Below are 14,237 nucleotides of genomic sequence, written 5' to 3' on the forward strand. Positions count from 1 at the left end.
CGAGGAGCACACCCGATGGGGAAGCGCATCGTCATCGTCCAGGGCCACCCCGACCCGGGCGGCGGCCATTACGGCCATGCACTCGCACAAGCCTATCTCGAGGGCGCCGACGCGGCCGGCCACGAGGTCGAGATCCTGCCCGTCTCCGAGCTGGATTTCCCCTTGCTCAGGTCCAAGCTGGACTTCGAGAGCAACGAACCGCCGCCGGACATCGTGCGCTGCCAGGCGTCCATCGCGCGGGCCGACCACGTGGTCATCATTCACCCCCTGTGGCTGGGCTCGATGCCGGCACTCCTGAAGGGATTCCTCGAACAGGTTTTCCGGCCCGGCTTCGCTTTCGCCAAGCCGGACACGCCCGGCCGGCCGGGCGCCAAGCTCCTCAAGGGCAAGAGCGCCCGTGTGATCGTCACCATGGGCATGCCGGGCTTCGCCTACAAGTGGTTCTACCGTGCGCACGCAGTCAAGAGCCTGGAGCGCAATATTCTCGCCTTCACCGGCTTCGGGCCGATTCATCGCACTCTCATCGGCATGGTGGAAGCCAACGGCGACCGGGGCCGCAAGAAACGGCTGGCGGAGGTGCGCAAGCTGGGAAGCGAAGGCGCCTGACGCCCCGGACTTTGGTCCGGCGACATTTTCCCTGACAATGGGGGCCCGCGGTGCGACCCTTTCCGGTCGCCGTGCATACCAATCGGGAGCCTGATGTGAGTTTGGAAACGCTGATGCGTCGTGTTCGTCTTCCTGCCGTGCTGAGCGCGGTCCTGCTGGCCGGTTGCGGCCAGCGCGCGGAACCGCCCGCAACGATTCCCCCGCCGATCGAGCCGCCCGCCGCCGCGGAGCAGAACGCGCCGGACGCGGACGAAAAAGACACGCCGCCCGCGGCCGGGCAGCCCGCGGCAGCAGCCGACGCATCGCCGATCACCGTCACCGATGAGGACGACGGCCGGAGCCTGCGCCTGCAGACAGGCGAGGCGGTGATCGTGAAACTCCCTGCGGATCGCGCCGGCGGCATGACATGGATTCCGGCCGGCAACGCCCTCCCGGTGGTGGCCACCGACGGCCTGCCGGGCTTCGAGCCCGACACGGGCGCCGGCGGCGCGGGACCGGGCCTCGAGACCTGGCGTTTCATCGCCGCGGAGCCGGGGCAGGCCGAACTCGCGTTCGAGTACCGCGACCTGCAGGGAGGCGGCCCGCCGCTGAAAACCGTGGTGTATCGCTTCGAAGTGGAGTGATCCCGCCGCGCCGGGGCGCGTGCAAAAAACTGGGAGAAGATCATGTGGCGACTGGTTGCGCCGGCGCTGGCCTTGCTGCTCTTGGGCGCAAGTTTTTTTCGCGCCGGCAACGACATCATGGTGGGGGTGGTGGCAGGGCTGCTGGTGCTGCTCGCCGTGCCGCAGCCCTGGGCCGCGCGTGTCGTTCAAGGCGCGCTGGCACTGGGGGCGCTGCGCTGGCTGTGGCTGGCGTGGGCCATGGCCAGCGTGCGCATGGCGGCCGACGTGCCGTATCTGCGCATGGTGCTGATTCTGGGCGCCGTGGCGGTACTCACGCTGCTGGCCATGGCCGTGTTCCGCAGCCGGCGGCTGCGGCGCTATTACCGCCTCGACACCGGCCCTGCGCCATGAGTGACTTCCCCGCGGCCTCCCGGCCAGCTCCCGGCCAGCGATGACGGAACCACCGCGCCGGCGCCACCGGCTTCATACGCCCGAGACCTACCTGGATCATGCGGCACGCTGGATGCTGATCACCGCAGGCATGATCTGTGTCGGGCTGGGTGCGCTCGGCATCCTCTTGCCGGGACTGCCGACGACACCGTTCCTGCTGCTTGCCGCCTATTGTTTCGGGCGCAGTTCGGAACACTTCCACGGCTGGCTGCTGAATCACCGGTGGTTCGGCAGCTACGTGCGGAATTTCGAGGAGGGGCGCGGCATGACACGCCGCGGCAAGGCCACGACGCTGCTGGTCATGTGGCTGTCCTTCGGGGTGACGATCATCTTCTTCGTCCCGGTCGTGGTCGGACAGGTGGCCATGTTCCTGCTCGCGCTGGCCGTATCCGTGTACCTGCTGCGCCTGCCGACGCCGCCGACCCCCTGACTAGAGGGTGTCGAGCGGGATACGCAGATAACGGGTGCCGTTGTCCTCGGGGTCCGGCAGCCGTCCGGCACGGATATTGACCTGTACCGCCGGCAGGATCAGCGCGGGCATCCCCAGGGTCTCGTCCCGCGCCTGGCGCATCGCCACGAACGCCTCTTCCGTGGTGTTCGCGGTGATGTGAACGTTCTCCTGGCGCTGCTCGGCTACGCTCCATTCGCAGCGTGGATCCCGGTCCGCCGGTGGGTAGTCGTGGCACAGGAACAAGCGGGTCTCCGGCGACAAGCGGTAGAGTTTCTGCACGGAACGAAACAGCTGTGCCGCGTCGCCGCCGGGGAAATCGCAACGCGCCGTGCCGTAATCCGGCGCGAACAGCGTATCGCCGACGAAAGCCGCATCGCCGAACAGGTAGGTGATGCTGTCGCTGGTATGACCCGGCGTGGCGAGAATCTCCAGGGGAATGTTTCCCACCATGAGTCGGTCGCCTTCGCCGAACAAGCGCTCGAACTGCCGGCCATCAACCGGGAAATCCTCGCCCAAGCCGTATATTTCGCTGAAAGCAGCCTGCACCGAGGCGATGCCCCGGCCGATGCCCACCGGCGCCCCGGTCCAGCGATGCAGGACGTGCGCGGCCGAAAGATGATCGGCATGGGCATGCGTCTCTAGAATCCAGGCCACCTGCAGGGCCTCGGCCGCCACGATCGCCATCAATGCCGCGGCGCTTGCAGTATCCGTCCGCGCGGCCGCGCCCTCGTAGTCGAGCACCGGGTCCACGATCACCGCCTGCCTGCTTTCGGGGTCCCAGGCGACGTAGGAAAAGGTGGATGTCGGCGGGTGATAAAAGCCGCGGACTTGCGGTGATCGAGCCATGCAGCACTCCATGTCGCTTCTGCAAGCCGCCGACCGGGCGGGGTCTGTAAGCGGCTTTATTATTTCCGATTTTACTAATTTAGGGAACTTCTCTTTTTTTTTACGATCGACTAGCATAGCGCTTATGAGTACACGACCACATGATCTGCAGCCGAACAGCGGCAAGCTGTTGTCCTTCGATCCGGAGGAGATGCGTGCCCATGCGGACGAAGCGACGCGGCTGTTGAAAGCCCTGTCCAACAGTTCCCGGCTCATGGTCCTCTGCAGCCTCGCCAAGGGCGAACTCACCGTGGGACAGATCAACGAACGCGTACCCCTGTCGCAATCCGCGCTGTCGCAGCACCTGGCGGTCCTGCGCCGCGATGGTCTCGTCCATACGCGCCGTTCGGCGCAGACCATCTACTACAGCATTGCCGACGGCCCCGCCGGGCGGCTGATCGAGACCCTGCACGACATCTTCTGCGGCAACAACGCAGACTGACCGTCCCCCGCCCTCCGGCGCATCACCCGATCGCGCCCGTCACAAGACACCTGCCTGAATCCGGTTGCGCCGTCACCGGCGAACTGCGCCTGGTGGCGGCCGTCATTCTGTAGAACCCGCGTACACGTTGCCCGCCTGTCGTGGCGAAGAGGCCGGGAATGGCCGCTCGCCAGCAGCGGCGAGGCCTGCATCGGAGTAACGATCATTGAATCCGAATCGTGCCGGCCGACGATGTATAGCTTGTGGGTAACTTTTGCGGATGAAAATCATGGCGCTGAAAACACCGTTCCCGATGCTGCTGGCCGTCTTCGGCGTGCTCCTGGCCGGCAGTGCCCCCGCGGCGATATCCGAGCCGGCCCCGGCAGGCGGCACCCCGGCGCTCGAAGGGCTGGTCGAGATCGGCAGCGGCGAAATGACATGGTTCGGCCTGGAGGTTTACGACGCGAGACTGCTCGATCCCGACGGCCAGTACGACGGTTCCGGCCAACAGGGGGCGCTTGCGCTCGAAATCACCTATCGACGGAACATCCCCCGGTCACGCCTGCTGGACACGACGGAGCGGGAGTGGAACCGCCTGGAGCGGGAACTCAACATCAGCGGACGATCGATGGTGCAGGACTGGCTCGGCCAGCTTGAGCAGATCTGGCCCGACGTGGCGCCGGGCGACCGCATCATCGCGGTCTACGAACCGGACGGCGCCACTCGCTTCTACGGCAACGACGGCCTCCTCGGTGTAGTAGAGGATCCGCGCTTCGGGCCGGCTTTCCTCGGCATCTGGCTGCATCCCGACACGCGAGCGGGCGACCTGCGCACCGCGCTGATCGGGGAACAGCAGTGATCGCGCGCCGCTACGCACTGTTGCTGCTGGTGTTGCTGGCCGCCGGCTGCACCACAGCGGTGGAGGACTACGCCGGCCGCGAGCCGAATCTTCAGCTGGACGAGTATTTCGATGGTCCGCTGGTGGCCTGGGGCATCCTCCAGGACCGCTCCGGCGAGGTCACGCGCAGCTTCCGCGTAGACATGGTCGGCCGCTGGGACGGCGATTCCGGGGTGCTGGAAGAGGACTTCGTCTGGAGCGACGGCGAAACGGAGCGCCGCGTATGGCGCTTTCGCAAGCTCGACGAGCACAACTACATCGGCACGGCGGGCGACGTCGTCGGCGAGGCCGAGGGTCGCGCCTTCGGCAACGCCCTGCGATGGCGTTACACCCTCTCCCTGCCGTGGCGGGACGGCACGATCGACGTGCGTCTCGATGACTGGATGTGGCTGATCCAGGACGAGATCCTGGTGAATCGCTCGGAGATCCGCAAGTTCGGGTTCCGGGTCGCCGAACTGACGATTTTTTTCCAGAAGCTGGAGCCCGACAATGCGCCTTGATTCATCCATGGACACAGCCACTTCTTCTTCCCCCGACGCGCCGGTACGGGCCGGGCGCGACCACGGTGGTCATGACCGTATCGGCCGTCGCCCGATCAGCAACGCACAGGTCGTGACAGCTGCCGTGGGCGCGGGCGCAGGCGTGGCCGCGCTGTTTCCGATCCGCGTCGTTTCCCGCCTCACCGGCATCAACCCGGTCACGATCCGCGCGTGGGAGCGACGCTACGGCCTGGTCATGCCCGAACGTACGCCCGGTGGCCACCGACTCTACAGCCGCGCCGACGTCGAGGTGCTGCGCGCCGCCTCCCGCCTGGTCGAACAGGGGGTCTCCATCAGCCGGGCCAGCCGCCTGCTGGATGATCCCGTGCATCCTCGCGAGCATCGCGAAGACCGCTTGCTCGAACGGTTCCAGGAACGGCTCCATGCGCTCGACGAGGATGGCATGAGCGCGGTCCTCGAAGCATCGCTCAGCGCCGACGCGGAGGGTACCGACGAGCAATTGCTGGATCGGCTGCCGGGCCTCGTTCCGACCCTGCCACGCCTCGAGCAAAGGTTTCTCGATGGCTGGCTCGAGGGCCTGCTGGCCTTCCGCATCTACCAGCGTGTCGCCCAGCCGGGAGAGCGCCGCGTGCTCGTTTGCAGCCCCACAGATCCCGCCCATCGCACCTGGGCGCTGGTATTCGCGCTCGGACTGGTGGGTTCGGGCCTGCGTCCGGCGATGCTGTATGCCCCGCGACTCGACGACCTGGCCGAAGCCGTCCAGCGCATCGACGCGGTGGCGGTCGTACTGGGCGGCGGGGCACGCGCCTGGGCCGGCCTGGCGCCGGGAATGCTTGCCGCCCCCGCCTTTGTCGAAGACGCGGGCGAAGGTTTCCTCCCGCTCGGGCAGGAGATGGGCGATGCCAGGGCCCGGGTGATCAGCTTCCTCAGCACGGATGCAGACCCGTCGTGACGCCGTCGCTCCGCTCTGCCGGGCCGGCGCCTGATGTCGTTGGTCGCCTCCAGGCGTTGTTCCAGGAACTGCGTGCAGACAATCTCGCCTTGCTGGACGGCGTGTACGCGACAGGCGTCACCTTCGAGGACCCGCTGCACCGCGTGGAAGGCCTCGCGGAACTGAAGGCCTATTTCGGCCGGCTCTATGCGGCAGTCGAATCCATACGCTTCGACTTCGACACCGTCATCGCCGGCCCCGGGGAGGCAATGCTCACCTGGACCATGCGCATGAGACACGGCCGCCTGCGCAGCGGCGAGGAACTGGCGCTTCCCGGCGCCACCCACATTCGCTTCGCGGAGCGAGTGCACTACCACCGAGACTATTTCGATGCCGGGGCATTGCTCTACGAGCGGCTCCCCGTGCTCGGGACAGTCATCCGGGCCATCCGCCGTCGCGTCTGACGCGGAGAAGGAAAACAAGCATCATGAAACTCGCCATCATCGGCAGCGGGATCTCCGGCCTGACGGCCGCCCACAAGCTCTGCCGGCAGCACGACATCACGGTCTTCGAGGCCAACGACTACATCGGTGGCCATACGAACACCGTGGACGTGGCGCTCGAGGGCCGCGACTGGGCGGTGGACACGGGGTTCATCGTCTTCAATGACTGGACCTATCCGAACTTCATTGCGCTGATGGATGAGATCGGGGTCGAGTCTCAACCGAGCAACATGGGCTTCAGCGTGCAGTGCGAGCGCAGCGGACTCGAATACTGCGGCAGTTCGACCGCCCAACTGTTCGCGCAGCGGCGCAACCTGGTCAACCCGGGCTTCTGGATGATGATCCGCAGCATCCTGCGCTTCAATCGAGAATCCCGAAAGCTGCTCTCCGAGGCCGACGATACCCTGGAGCTCGGAGCTTATCTCGTCCGCGAAGGCTACTCGCGCCGCTTTGTCGAGCACTACATCGTGCCGATGGGCGCCGCGATCTGGTCCACGGACCCGCAGACGATGCTCAGTTTCCCGGCGCGGTATTTCGTCGAGTTTTTCGCCAACCACGGCCTGCTGTCGGTGAACGACCGGCCGCAGTGGCGCGTCATCCGTGGCGGCAGCCGCAGCTATGTCGGCCCCCTCACGGCGCCCTTTGCGGAGCGCATCCGCTTGAACGCGCCAGTCGCGCGGGTGCATCGCGACGAGTTCTCCGTGGAACTGGTGTTGCGTGACGGCGAGCGCGAGACCTTCGATGCCGTGATTTTCGCCTGCCACAGTGACCAGGCCCTGGCGATGCTGGCGACGCCGACGGCGGCGGAGCGCGACGTGCTCGGCGCCATCCCGTACCAGCCCAACCTGGCCGTTCTCCATACGGACGAGCGCCTGTTGCCGCAACGCAGAAACGCGTGGGCCGCCTGGAATTACCGGATTCCAGCCTCGCCAAGGGACGCGGTATCCGTGACCTACAACATGAATATCCTGCAGGGCCTCGACGCACGCGCACAGTTGCTGGTCACGCTGAATCCGACGGTGGCGATCGATCCCGCGAAGATCATCCGAAAATTCGTCTACCAGCACCCCGTCTATACTCCGGAAGGGGTCGCGGCACAGCGCCGGCGGGATGAACTGATGGGGCAGGAGCGGAGTTTCTACTGCGGCGCATGGCTGGGCTACGGCTTTCACGAGGACGGCGTCAAGAGCGGACTTGCCGCCGCCGAAGCGGTACAGGAATGGAGCCGGAATGCAGAGCTGCCTCTACTTCGGGCGGGTTAGCCATCGCCGCCATGGCGGCGGGCGGGACCCGGTGTCCAATGCCTTCGAGTACGGCATGTTCATGTTGTGGCTGGACCTCGACGAACTGGACACGGTGTTCCGCGGCCGCTGGTTCTGGTCCACGCGCCGCAGGGCGCTGGCCTGGCTGAAGCGTGAGGACCATTTCGGCGACCCGGCGACATCCATGGCGCGGGCCGTGCGCGAACTCGTCGCCAGGCGCACGGGGCGCACACCGGCGGGTCCGATCCGCATGCTGGCGCACCTGCGCTATTTCGGGCACTGCTTCAACCCGGTCAGTTTCTTCTATTGCTATGACGAGAGCGGCACGCGCGTCGAGACGATCGTCGCCGAGGTCAGGAACACGCCCTGGGGCGAAACGCATTGCTACGTATTGCCGCGCAACGAGGCGCGCATGCGCGGTCCGCTGCAGGAATTCGAGCTGGAAAAGCAGTTTCACGTGTCGCCTTTCCTGCCGATGGAAACCCATTACCAGTGGCGTTTCTCCGAGCCTGGCGAGCGCCTGTCCGTACACCTGCGCAACGAGCAACAGGGCCGACACGCTTTCGACGCGACCCTGCGGCTGCGGCGCCGCGAGATCACGGGGCCCTCGCTCGCCGGCGCGTTGCTGCGCTTTCCCTTCATGACCTTGCGTGTCGTGACCTTGATTTACTGGCAGGCCCTGAAGCTGAAACTGAAGGGCGCCGCCTTTTATACGCATCCGGCCAAGCGTGATCCCGGCATGGAGAATCCAGGATGAGAGAAGACATCATTCCCGCCAATGAAGCACCCGTCGTGGAAGACACGCGCGTCCGTCCGACGCGCATGCAGCGCTTTGCACGCAGCCTGCTGCTGAAGAGGATGGCGCGCATCGAGCATGGCGTGCTCGAGATCCACGACGGGGAAGGCTCGCTGCGATTCGGCGGGGAGCCGGGACCCGAAGGCCTGCATGCACACATCGAGGTGCTGCACCCGCAATTCTGGGCGGACGCAGCATTCGGCGGTACCACCAGCGCCGGAGAGGCCTATATCCACGGCTTGTGGAAATGCGACGACCTGACGGCGCTCGTGCGCATGATGGTCGCCAACCGGCATGTCCTGGAAGACGTCGACGGCAGCGCCACGCGGCTGGCGGGGCTGGGTCGGCGCGTCGCCCACTGGCTGAACCGCAACAGTCGCCAGGGAAGCCGACGCAACATCTCCGCGCACTACGACCTGGGCAACGAATTCTTCGCCCTGTTCCTCGATCCGACCATGAACTATTCCTGCGGCATCTTCGAATCGCCAGAGGCCACGATGGAAGAGGCGTCGCTCGCCAAGATGGACGCGATCTGTCGCAAGCTCGAGCTCAAGCCCGGGGACCACCTGCTGGAAATCGGTACCGGCTGGGGCGGCCTCGCCCTCCACGCCGCGGGGCGCTACGGCTGCCGCGTGACCACGACCACGATCTCACGCGCGCAGCATGAACTGGCGGCCGAACGGATCCGCGCGGCCGGGCTCGAGGAGCGCGTGGAGCTGCTGCTCTGCGACTATCGTGACCTCGAGGGAAGCTACGACAAGCTCGTCTCGATCGAGATGATCGAGGCCGTCGGCCACGAATACCTGGACACCTACTTTCGCCGCTGTTCACGCCTGCTGAAGCCGGATGGCCTGATGCTCCTGCAGTCCATCACGATCCGCGACGAGCTGTACGCGCAGGCGCTGAAATCGGTCGACTTCATCCAGCGCTTCGTCTTTCCGGGCGGCTTCCTGCCTTCGGTGGCGGCGATGAGTGCCAGCCTCGCCCGCACCACCGACCTGCAGATGCTCCACCTGCAGGACATCGGCCTGCATTACGCCCGGACCCTCAACCGCTGGCGCGAGCGTTTCTTCGAAAACGTCGACGCGGTGCGCTCGCTGGGCTATCCGGACAGCTTCGTGCGGCTCTGGGAGTATTACCTCTGTTACTGTGAAGGGGCCTTCCTGGAGCGCAATATCGGCAACGTGCAGCTGCTGCTGGCCAAGCCGCGCAACCGGCGCGAATCGCTCGGGTACGCCTGACCGGGCAGCAACGCCTGTGCGGGCTGCGACTCAGTTCGGATAGGTCTGCAGCAGGGCGGCGACGCCCTCCTGCATGCGATCGATGGCGACATGCAGGACGGGCAACTGTTTCCTCGCCTCCTCCAGCCTGCCCTGGCCGTTGGCGTCCTTGAGGGCCTGGATGGCGAGCATGAACTGCATGTAATTCGCTTCCAGCGAATCGAAATCGGCCTGCCGGCGCTGCCTGCGATCGTGGTCCACGTTGTCCAGCCAGCGACGCAGTTTCCAGCCGTCCGCACGCGGCTCGGCGGGAAAACGTCCACCGGTGTTGAGAGATTCCTCGATGCGGCGAATCCATGCGCGCTGCTGGCTGATGCCGTGAATCACCGGCACGTCTTCGCGCCGGACGCGCCGCGCCTGGACCCAGCCCGGTGGCGGATGCCATGCGTCCAGCCACCGGGGAATGTCCTTGCCCGGCATGGGCCGGGCGATGCCGTAGCCCTGGGCGACGTTGCATCCCATCTGGATCAGCAACTCTCCAAGGGCCGGCGTCTCCACGCCTTCCGCCACGACCTCGCGACCGAAGGCCTTGGCGAGACCCAGCACCCCGTCGAGAATCGCGAGGTCGTCCGGGTTGTCCAGCAGGTCGCGGACGAAACTCTGGTCGATCTTCAGCGCCCGGGCCGGGAGGCGACGCAGGAACGTCAGCGATGAATAGCCCGTGCCGAAGTCGTCGAGCGCGAAACCGACGCCGATCTGGTCGCAGGCGTCGATCACCTCGGAGACGCGGCCGATATCCTCCAGTGCGCTGTCTTCGAGCACTTCGAGTTCCAGCCGGCCCGGCCGGACACCGGGGTGGGCGGCGAGAAAGTCCTGCAGGCGGCTGACGAATTCCGGGTGCTGCAGATGCAAGCCGCTGATATTGACGCTGACGGGGATGTCGAGGCCGACGGCCCGCCAGGTCTCGACCTGGCTGAGCGCCTCGTTGAGCACCCATTCTCCGATCTTGATCTCCAGGTCGTGGCCATGCACATCGGCGAACAGGACCACCGGCGGAATGTAGCCGCGCTCCGGGTGAAACCAGCGAATCAACGCCTCGACACTGCGCAGGTGGCCGGTCCTGAGATCGACCTGCGGCTGGTAGTGCAATTGGAACTCGTTCCTCTCCAGGGCCTGCTGAATGCGATCGAGCGACTCGTGCCGACCTCGAATGTCGCGATCCCTGGCGATATCGAAGACGTGGTAACGGTTCTTGCCCGCGATCTTCGCCTGGTACATCGCCTGGTCCGCCTGGCGCAGCAACTGGTCGGCGTCCACGCGCTCCGCCTGCGGATAGAAGGTCACGCCGATGCTGGCCGACACCTGGAGCACCCGGTTGTCCAGGAACACGGGCTGGCTCGCCGCCGTCAGCAGGCGGCCGATCATCTCGTCCGCCACGCCTTCGTCAGGCAGGTCGACGAAGACGGCCACGAACTCGTCGCCCCCGAGTCGCGAGATCGTGTCGCCCTCCCGGAGGTTGCGCTGCATGCGTTCGGCGACACAGGTCAACAGGCCGTCACCGACCTCGTGCCCGTTGAGATCGTTGATGTCCTTGAAACCGTCGAGATCGACGAAAGCCACGGCCAGTTTGCGATCGTGGCGTCGGGCCTGGGCCATGGCCTGGTCGAGACGATCGGAAAACAGGATCCGGTTGGGCAGGTTGGTCAATGCATCGTAATGCGCGATGTGCTCCAGCTTGCGCTGGTCTTCCTTCTGCAGGGTGATATCGGAGAACAGTCCGACATAGTTTCGCGGCAAGCCGTCTTCGTCCCAGATGACCGTGATGGTCAGCATCTCGACGTAGATCTCGCCGTTCTTGCGCCGATTCGACACTTCGCCCTGCCAGTAGCCGTCGTCCTGGAGGCTGCGCCACATTGCACTGTAGAAAGCCGCATCGTGACGACCCGAACTGAGAATGCTGGGGTTCTGGCCGATCACTTCCTCGCGGTCGTAGCCGGTGATGCGCGTGAACGCGTCGTTGACATCGACGATGTTGCCGTCCGGGTCGGTGATGGTGATGCCGTCCCGGGTATGCACGAAGACGCTGGCGGCGAGCTCCAGGCGCTGCTCGGTCCGCTTGCGTCGCGTGATGTCGTGGAAGATGACGATCCCGGCCATGATCTCGTCTTCGGGCCCGCGGATCGGCGCCGCGTTGACGCTCAGCCAGCGCTCGGTGCCGGTCTTGTCGCGCACGATGATTTCCTCGCCGACCGTCTGCTCGCCGGTGCGCAGCGCGCGCATCAGGGCCATGTCCCTGCCCGGGTAACGCATGCCGTCCGGACGAAGCACCTCGTAACCGGTCATGTGCTCCTTCCAGGCCGCATCGTCGAGGAACTGCTGCCGCTCGTCGCCGGCATGAAGTCCGAAGGCCGCGCGGTTCGCGAGCCGGATCGTACCGTCAGGGGCATCGGCGATCAGGATCCCGGAGGGCGAATTCGCCACGGCGGCCTCCATGAGCGCTTGTGACCTGAGCTTCTCCTCCTGGGCCGCCATGCGTTCCGTGATGTCGCGCAGCACAAACACGAAACTCGGTTTCCCGCCGTTCGCGGGCGGCTTCAGCGCGGCGCTGAGTTCGAAATAGCGCGATTCCGCCGCGGTCTCGATGGCGTATCGATGTCCGCCGGAGAATCCGGATTCCAGCGCCTCGGCCATGGCCCTGCGGGATTCCGCGGCGGCGGGCTGCGGCAACACGTCCTCGAGACTGTGACCGATGACCTGTTCCGGCGGCGGAAAGCAGGAGGTCGCTCCCGAGGCATGAAAATCGATGAAATACCCGTCGAGGTCGATGACGCAGAGCGTATCGGGAATCGCATCCAGGGTGGCGCTCAGCTGGCTGCGGGCTTCCTGCAACGCATCCATGGCCTGCTTCCGCTCGCTGATGTCGGCGAGGGTGCCGGAGATGCCCGAGGCTACCCGGTCCGGAGCAGGGACCCGCCGTGCCCTGAATTCCATCCAGCCCACATGCCCGGAGGAACGACGGTAGCGGAGTTCGACATGGCCGTAGTCCGAACGGCCGGCGACCAGGTCATGAAGAGTCGTCTCGAATCGGGGGCGGTCGGCGGGAAACACGAAGTCCGACAACGGGGCGCCGATGCAGTCGGTGACGGGGAAACCGGTGACGCGCACCCAGGCCTGGTTGAGGAAACTCAGCGTCCCGTCGGGGCCGGCCTGGAAGATGACGTCGCGTGCGTTCTCGACGACCGAGCGATAGCGCGCCTCGCTGGCGTCGAGCGCCTCGCGCACCCGCATTTCCTCGCTGATATCGGCAAAGGACGTCACGGAGCCGATAAAGCGCCCATCGAGAATGATGGGACGGCTGGTGAGCTGGGCGATGAACCGCGAACCGTCCGCCCTTTCTAACAGCTCGCGTCCCTGGTACTCCTCGCCGCGCTTCACGGCCATGAGGATCGGGCACTCGCTGTCCGGCGTGGCGTAGCCGTCGGCATGACGGTGGAACAACGGATGCGCGAACTTGCCCAGCAATCCGCGCACGCCATGGCCCAGGAGCTCTCCGGCCCGGCGGTTGGCATGCGTGATGTGACCCTGGGCATCCATGACATAGAGACCCTCGCCCATCGTATCGTTGATGGTCTGCAGGCGACGCCGCTCGAGCAGCTTGATGCTGTTCTCCCGCAACACCACATAGCCCGCGCCGGCCAGCAGCAGCAGCAGCAGCGTGGACATCGCCATGTTCAGCGTGAAGGTCCATTCGATGTCGGCGAGATCCGGCTCGGGCCCGTAGGACGCGACCTGCCCGATCTCGCGGCCGGATGCATCCTCGATCGGGGTCAGCACCGCCGAGAAATGCGCCGTGCCGAGGTGCGACACGGCCCGCCCGCGCTGCAGGAAATCATCGGCCTCGTGCAGCCTGGCGAGGTTCTCGATCACGTCATCGGCGAAGCGGGCCAGGGGTGGCCCTGCGTCCGGCAGCACCCGGCCCGGATCCTCCACGACGAAGCGTTCCGAGACCGGCCACGGGGCGTAAAGCATGAGCTGGTCGTCCAGCACCGCGCGCTCGACCACCGCGCGGCGCAACAACATCTGCAGTTCGCGCTCTGGCAGCAGGCGCGTCATCTCCTGTCGCAAGGCATCGAAGGACACGCCGAACTCGACACTCCCCAGGTGGCGGCCGGAAGCATCGACGACCGGGAATATATGGCGCAAGCCGGTCGCCGTGCGGCCGACTTCGAAACCGCTGACCGGCTCGAGCGAGCTGTTGGCCTGCCCGACCGCGGGCCGGACTTCGTCGAGCGCATCGTCGAAGCGGTCGGGCAGATGAAAGCGCAACAAGCTGCGACTGTCGGGAAGATGGAAATGCAACTCGCGCAGCCCGCGTCCCTGCAGGCGACTGTAGGTATCGTAGAGGTGACGGTAAAGCTGGATTCGCGCGCTGTCGCGCAGAGCGGGTTCCTGCGCCTGGCGCAACAAGTCCAGCGTGGTCGGCTCGAGCACGTATTCGTCGAAATAAGTCTGCACGCTGTCGCGGTACATCGACTGCGCCGCCGCCCATGCCAGCGCCTGGCTGGTGGAGGCCTGCGTCAGGAGATAGTCGGTGGCCTGGGCACGACGATGATTGAAATAGCCGAAGGTCACCAGCCACATGATCGCCAGTAACAGCAGGACGAATCCGATCAGGGAGGGCCGGTGGCGGTAGTTGCGCGTAAAACCCATGC

Annotated in this window: 14 protein-coding genes; 12 read left to right on the forward strand and 2 right to left on the reverse strand. The window is 65.8% G+C overall.

The genetic code is table 11. The features are described from left to right. Positions 1 to 15: 15 nt before the first annotated feature. The 4 genes from G6032_RS04840 to G6032_RS04855 all read left to right on the forward strand — a co-directional run bounded on the left by G6032_RS04840 (position 16) and on the right by G6032_RS04855 (position 2,088). On the forward strand, positions 16 to 606 hold the full coding sequence (locus tag G6032_RS04840; protein WP_165281010.1) for an NAD(P)H-dependent oxidoreductase: 591 nt from the start codon (positions 16 to 18) through the stop codon (positions 604 to 606). Positions 607 to 701: 95 nt separating this feature from the next. Next, positions 702 to 1,229: a protease inhibitor I42 family protein gene (locus G6032_RS04845; protein ID WP_165281011.1), complete on the forward strand. Its 528-nt coding sequence runs from the start codon at positions 702 to 704 to the stop codon at positions 1,227 to 1,229. A 42-nt stretch (positions 1,230 to 1,271) separates the two neighbouring features. Continuing rightward, positions 1,272 to 1,619, forward strand: a complete 348-nt coding sequence (locus G6032_RS04850) for a hypothetical protein (protein ID WP_165281012.1) — start codon at positions 1,272 to 1,274, stop codon at positions 1,617 to 1,619. Between the two features lie 40 nt (positions 1,620 to 1,659). Next, entirely contained in the window at positions 1,660 to 2,088 is a 429-nt protein-coding gene (locus tag G6032_RS04855) for a YbaN family protein (RefSeq protein WP_165281013.1), read from the forward strand. On the opposite strand, the gene G6032_RS04860 is transcribed toward G6032_RS04855, so the two are convergent. Beyond that, positions 2,089 to 2,955, reverse strand: coding sequence for an MBL fold metallo-hydrolase (locus G6032_RS04860; protein WP_165281014.1), 867 nt, complete (start codon positions 2,953 to 2,955; stop codon positions 2,089 to 2,091). It abuts the gene before it with no gap. Between the two features lie 124 nt (positions 2,956 to 3,079). Between G6032_RS04860 and G6032_RS04865 the strand changes: the two genes are divergently transcribed. The 8 genes from G6032_RS04865 (at position 3,080) to G6032_RS04900 (ending at position 9,546) form a co-directional block, all read left to right on the forward strand. After that, positions 3,080 to 3,436, forward strand: coding sequence for a metalloregulator ArsR/SmtB family transcription factor (locus G6032_RS04865; RefSeq protein WP_240901994.1), 357 nt, complete (start codon positions 3,080 to 3,082; stop codon positions 3,434 to 3,436). Between the two features lie 268 nt (positions 3,437 to 3,704). Beyond that, entirely contained in the window at positions 3,705 to 4,274 is a 570-nt protein-coding gene (locus G6032_RS04870; RefSeq protein WP_165281015.1) for a chalcone isomerase family protein, read from the forward strand. Beyond that, positions 4,271 to 4,813, forward strand: coding sequence for a DUF3833 domain-containing protein (locus G6032_RS04875; RefSeq protein ID WP_346763760.1), 543 nt, complete (start codon positions 4,271 to 4,273; stop codon positions 4,811 to 4,813). The genes G6032_RS04870 and G6032_RS04875 overlap by 4 nt, the downstream gene beginning before the upstream one ends. Before the next feature lie 7 nt (positions 4,814 to 4,820). After that, positions 4,821 to 5,765 (forward strand): MerR family transcriptional regulator, encoded by a 945-nt coding sequence (locus G6032_RS15465; RefSeq protein ID WP_206211815.1) that lies wholly within the window; start codon positions 4,821 to 4,823, stop codon positions 5,763 to 5,765. Beyond that, positions 5,762 to 6,208 carry a nuclear transport factor 2 family protein gene (locus G6032_RS04885; protein ID WP_206211816.1) on the forward strand — a complete coding sequence of 149 codons (447 nt, stop codon included), beginning with the start codon at positions 5,762 to 5,764 and terminating at the stop codon, positions 6,206 to 6,208. The genes G6032_RS15465 and G6032_RS04885 overlap by 4 nt, the downstream gene beginning before the upstream one ends. A gap of 23 nt (positions 6,209 to 6,231) precedes the next feature. Continuing rightward, positions 6,232 to 7,509, forward strand: coding sequence for an FAD-dependent oxidoreductase (locus G6032_RS04890; protein ID WP_165281016.1), 1,278 nt, complete (start codon positions 6,232 to 6,234; stop codon positions 7,507 to 7,509). Then, positions 7,478 to 8,266, forward strand: coding sequence for a DUF1365 domain-containing protein (locus G6032_RS04895; RefSeq protein WP_165281017.1), 789 nt, complete (start codon positions 7,478 to 7,480; stop codon positions 8,264 to 8,266). Before G6032_RS04890 ends, G6032_RS04895 begins: the two co-directional genes overlap by 32 nt. Then, the gene (locus G6032_RS04900; RefSeq protein WP_165281018.1) at positions 8,263 to 9,546 is read left to right on the forward strand and encodes a cyclopropane-fatty-acyl-phospholipid synthase family protein; all 1,284 of its coding nucleotides are present in this window, start codon (positions 8,263 to 8,265) and stop codon (positions 9,544 to 9,546) included. The genes G6032_RS04895 and G6032_RS04900 overlap by 4 nt, the downstream gene beginning before the upstream one ends. A 30-nt stretch (positions 9,547 to 9,576) precedes the next feature. Here G6032_RS04900 and G6032_RS04905 read toward each other — a convergent pair whose 3' ends face one another. Further along, a complete protein-coding gene (locus G6032_RS04905) occupies positions 9,577 to 14,235 on the reverse strand; it encodes a PAS domain S-box protein (protein ID WP_165281019.1) in 4,659 nt (1,552 codons plus the stop codon). Positions 14,236 to 14,237 lie beyond the last annotated feature (2 nt).

Source organism: Wenzhouxiangella sp. XN24 (genome assembly GCF_011064545.1).
In the GTDB taxonomy this organism is placed as follows: Bacteria; Pseudomonadota; Gammaproteobacteria; order Steroidobacterales; family XN24; genus XN24.

Excerpts from the sequence above, each read along its gene's own strand:
- G6032_RS04840 (WP_165281010.1), top strand. The coding sequence starts at position 16 with ATGGGGAAGCGCATCGTCATCGTCCAGGGCCACCCCGACCCGGGCGGC.
- G6032_RS04850 (WP_165281012.1), top strand. The coding sequence starts at position 1,272 with ATGTGGCGACTGGTTGCGCCGGCGCTGGCCTTGCTGCTCTTGGGCGCA.
- G6032_RS04855 (WP_165281013.1), top strand. The coding sequence starts at position 1,660 with ATGACGGAACCACCGCGCCGGCGCCACCGGCTTCATACGCCCGAGACC.
- G6032_RS04860 (WP_165281014.1), bottom strand. The coding sequence starts at position 2,955 with ATGGCTCGATCACCGCAAGTCCGCGGCTTTTATCACCCGCCGACATCC.
- G6032_RS04865 (WP_240901994.1), top strand. The coding sequence starts at position 3,080 with ATGAGTACACGACCACATGATCTGCAGCCGAACAGCGGCAAGCTGTTG.
- G6032_RS04870 (WP_165281015.1), top strand. The coding sequence starts at position 3,705 with ATGGCGCTGAAAACACCGTTCCCGATGCTGCTGGCCGTCTTCGGCGTG.
- G6032_RS15465 (WP_206211815.1), top strand. The coding sequence starts at position 4,821 with ATGGACACAGCCACTTCTTCTTCCCCCGACGCGCCGGTACGGGCCGGG.
- G6032_RS04890 (WP_165281016.1), top strand. The coding sequence starts at position 6,232 with ATGAAACTCGCCATCATCGGCAGCGGGATCTCCGGCCTGACGGCCGCC.
- G6032_RS04895 (WP_165281017.1), top strand. The coding sequence starts at position 7,478 with ATGCAGAGCTGCCTCTACTTCGGGCGGGTTAGCCATCGCCGCCATGGC.
- G6032_RS04900 (WP_165281018.1), top strand. The coding sequence starts at position 8,263 with ATGAGAGAAGACATCATTCCCGCCAATGAAGCACCCGTCGTGGAAGAC.
- G6032_RS04905 (WP_165281019.1), bottom strand. The coding sequence starts at position 14,235 with ATGGGTTTTACGCGCAACTACCGCCACCGGCCCTCCCTGATCGGATTC.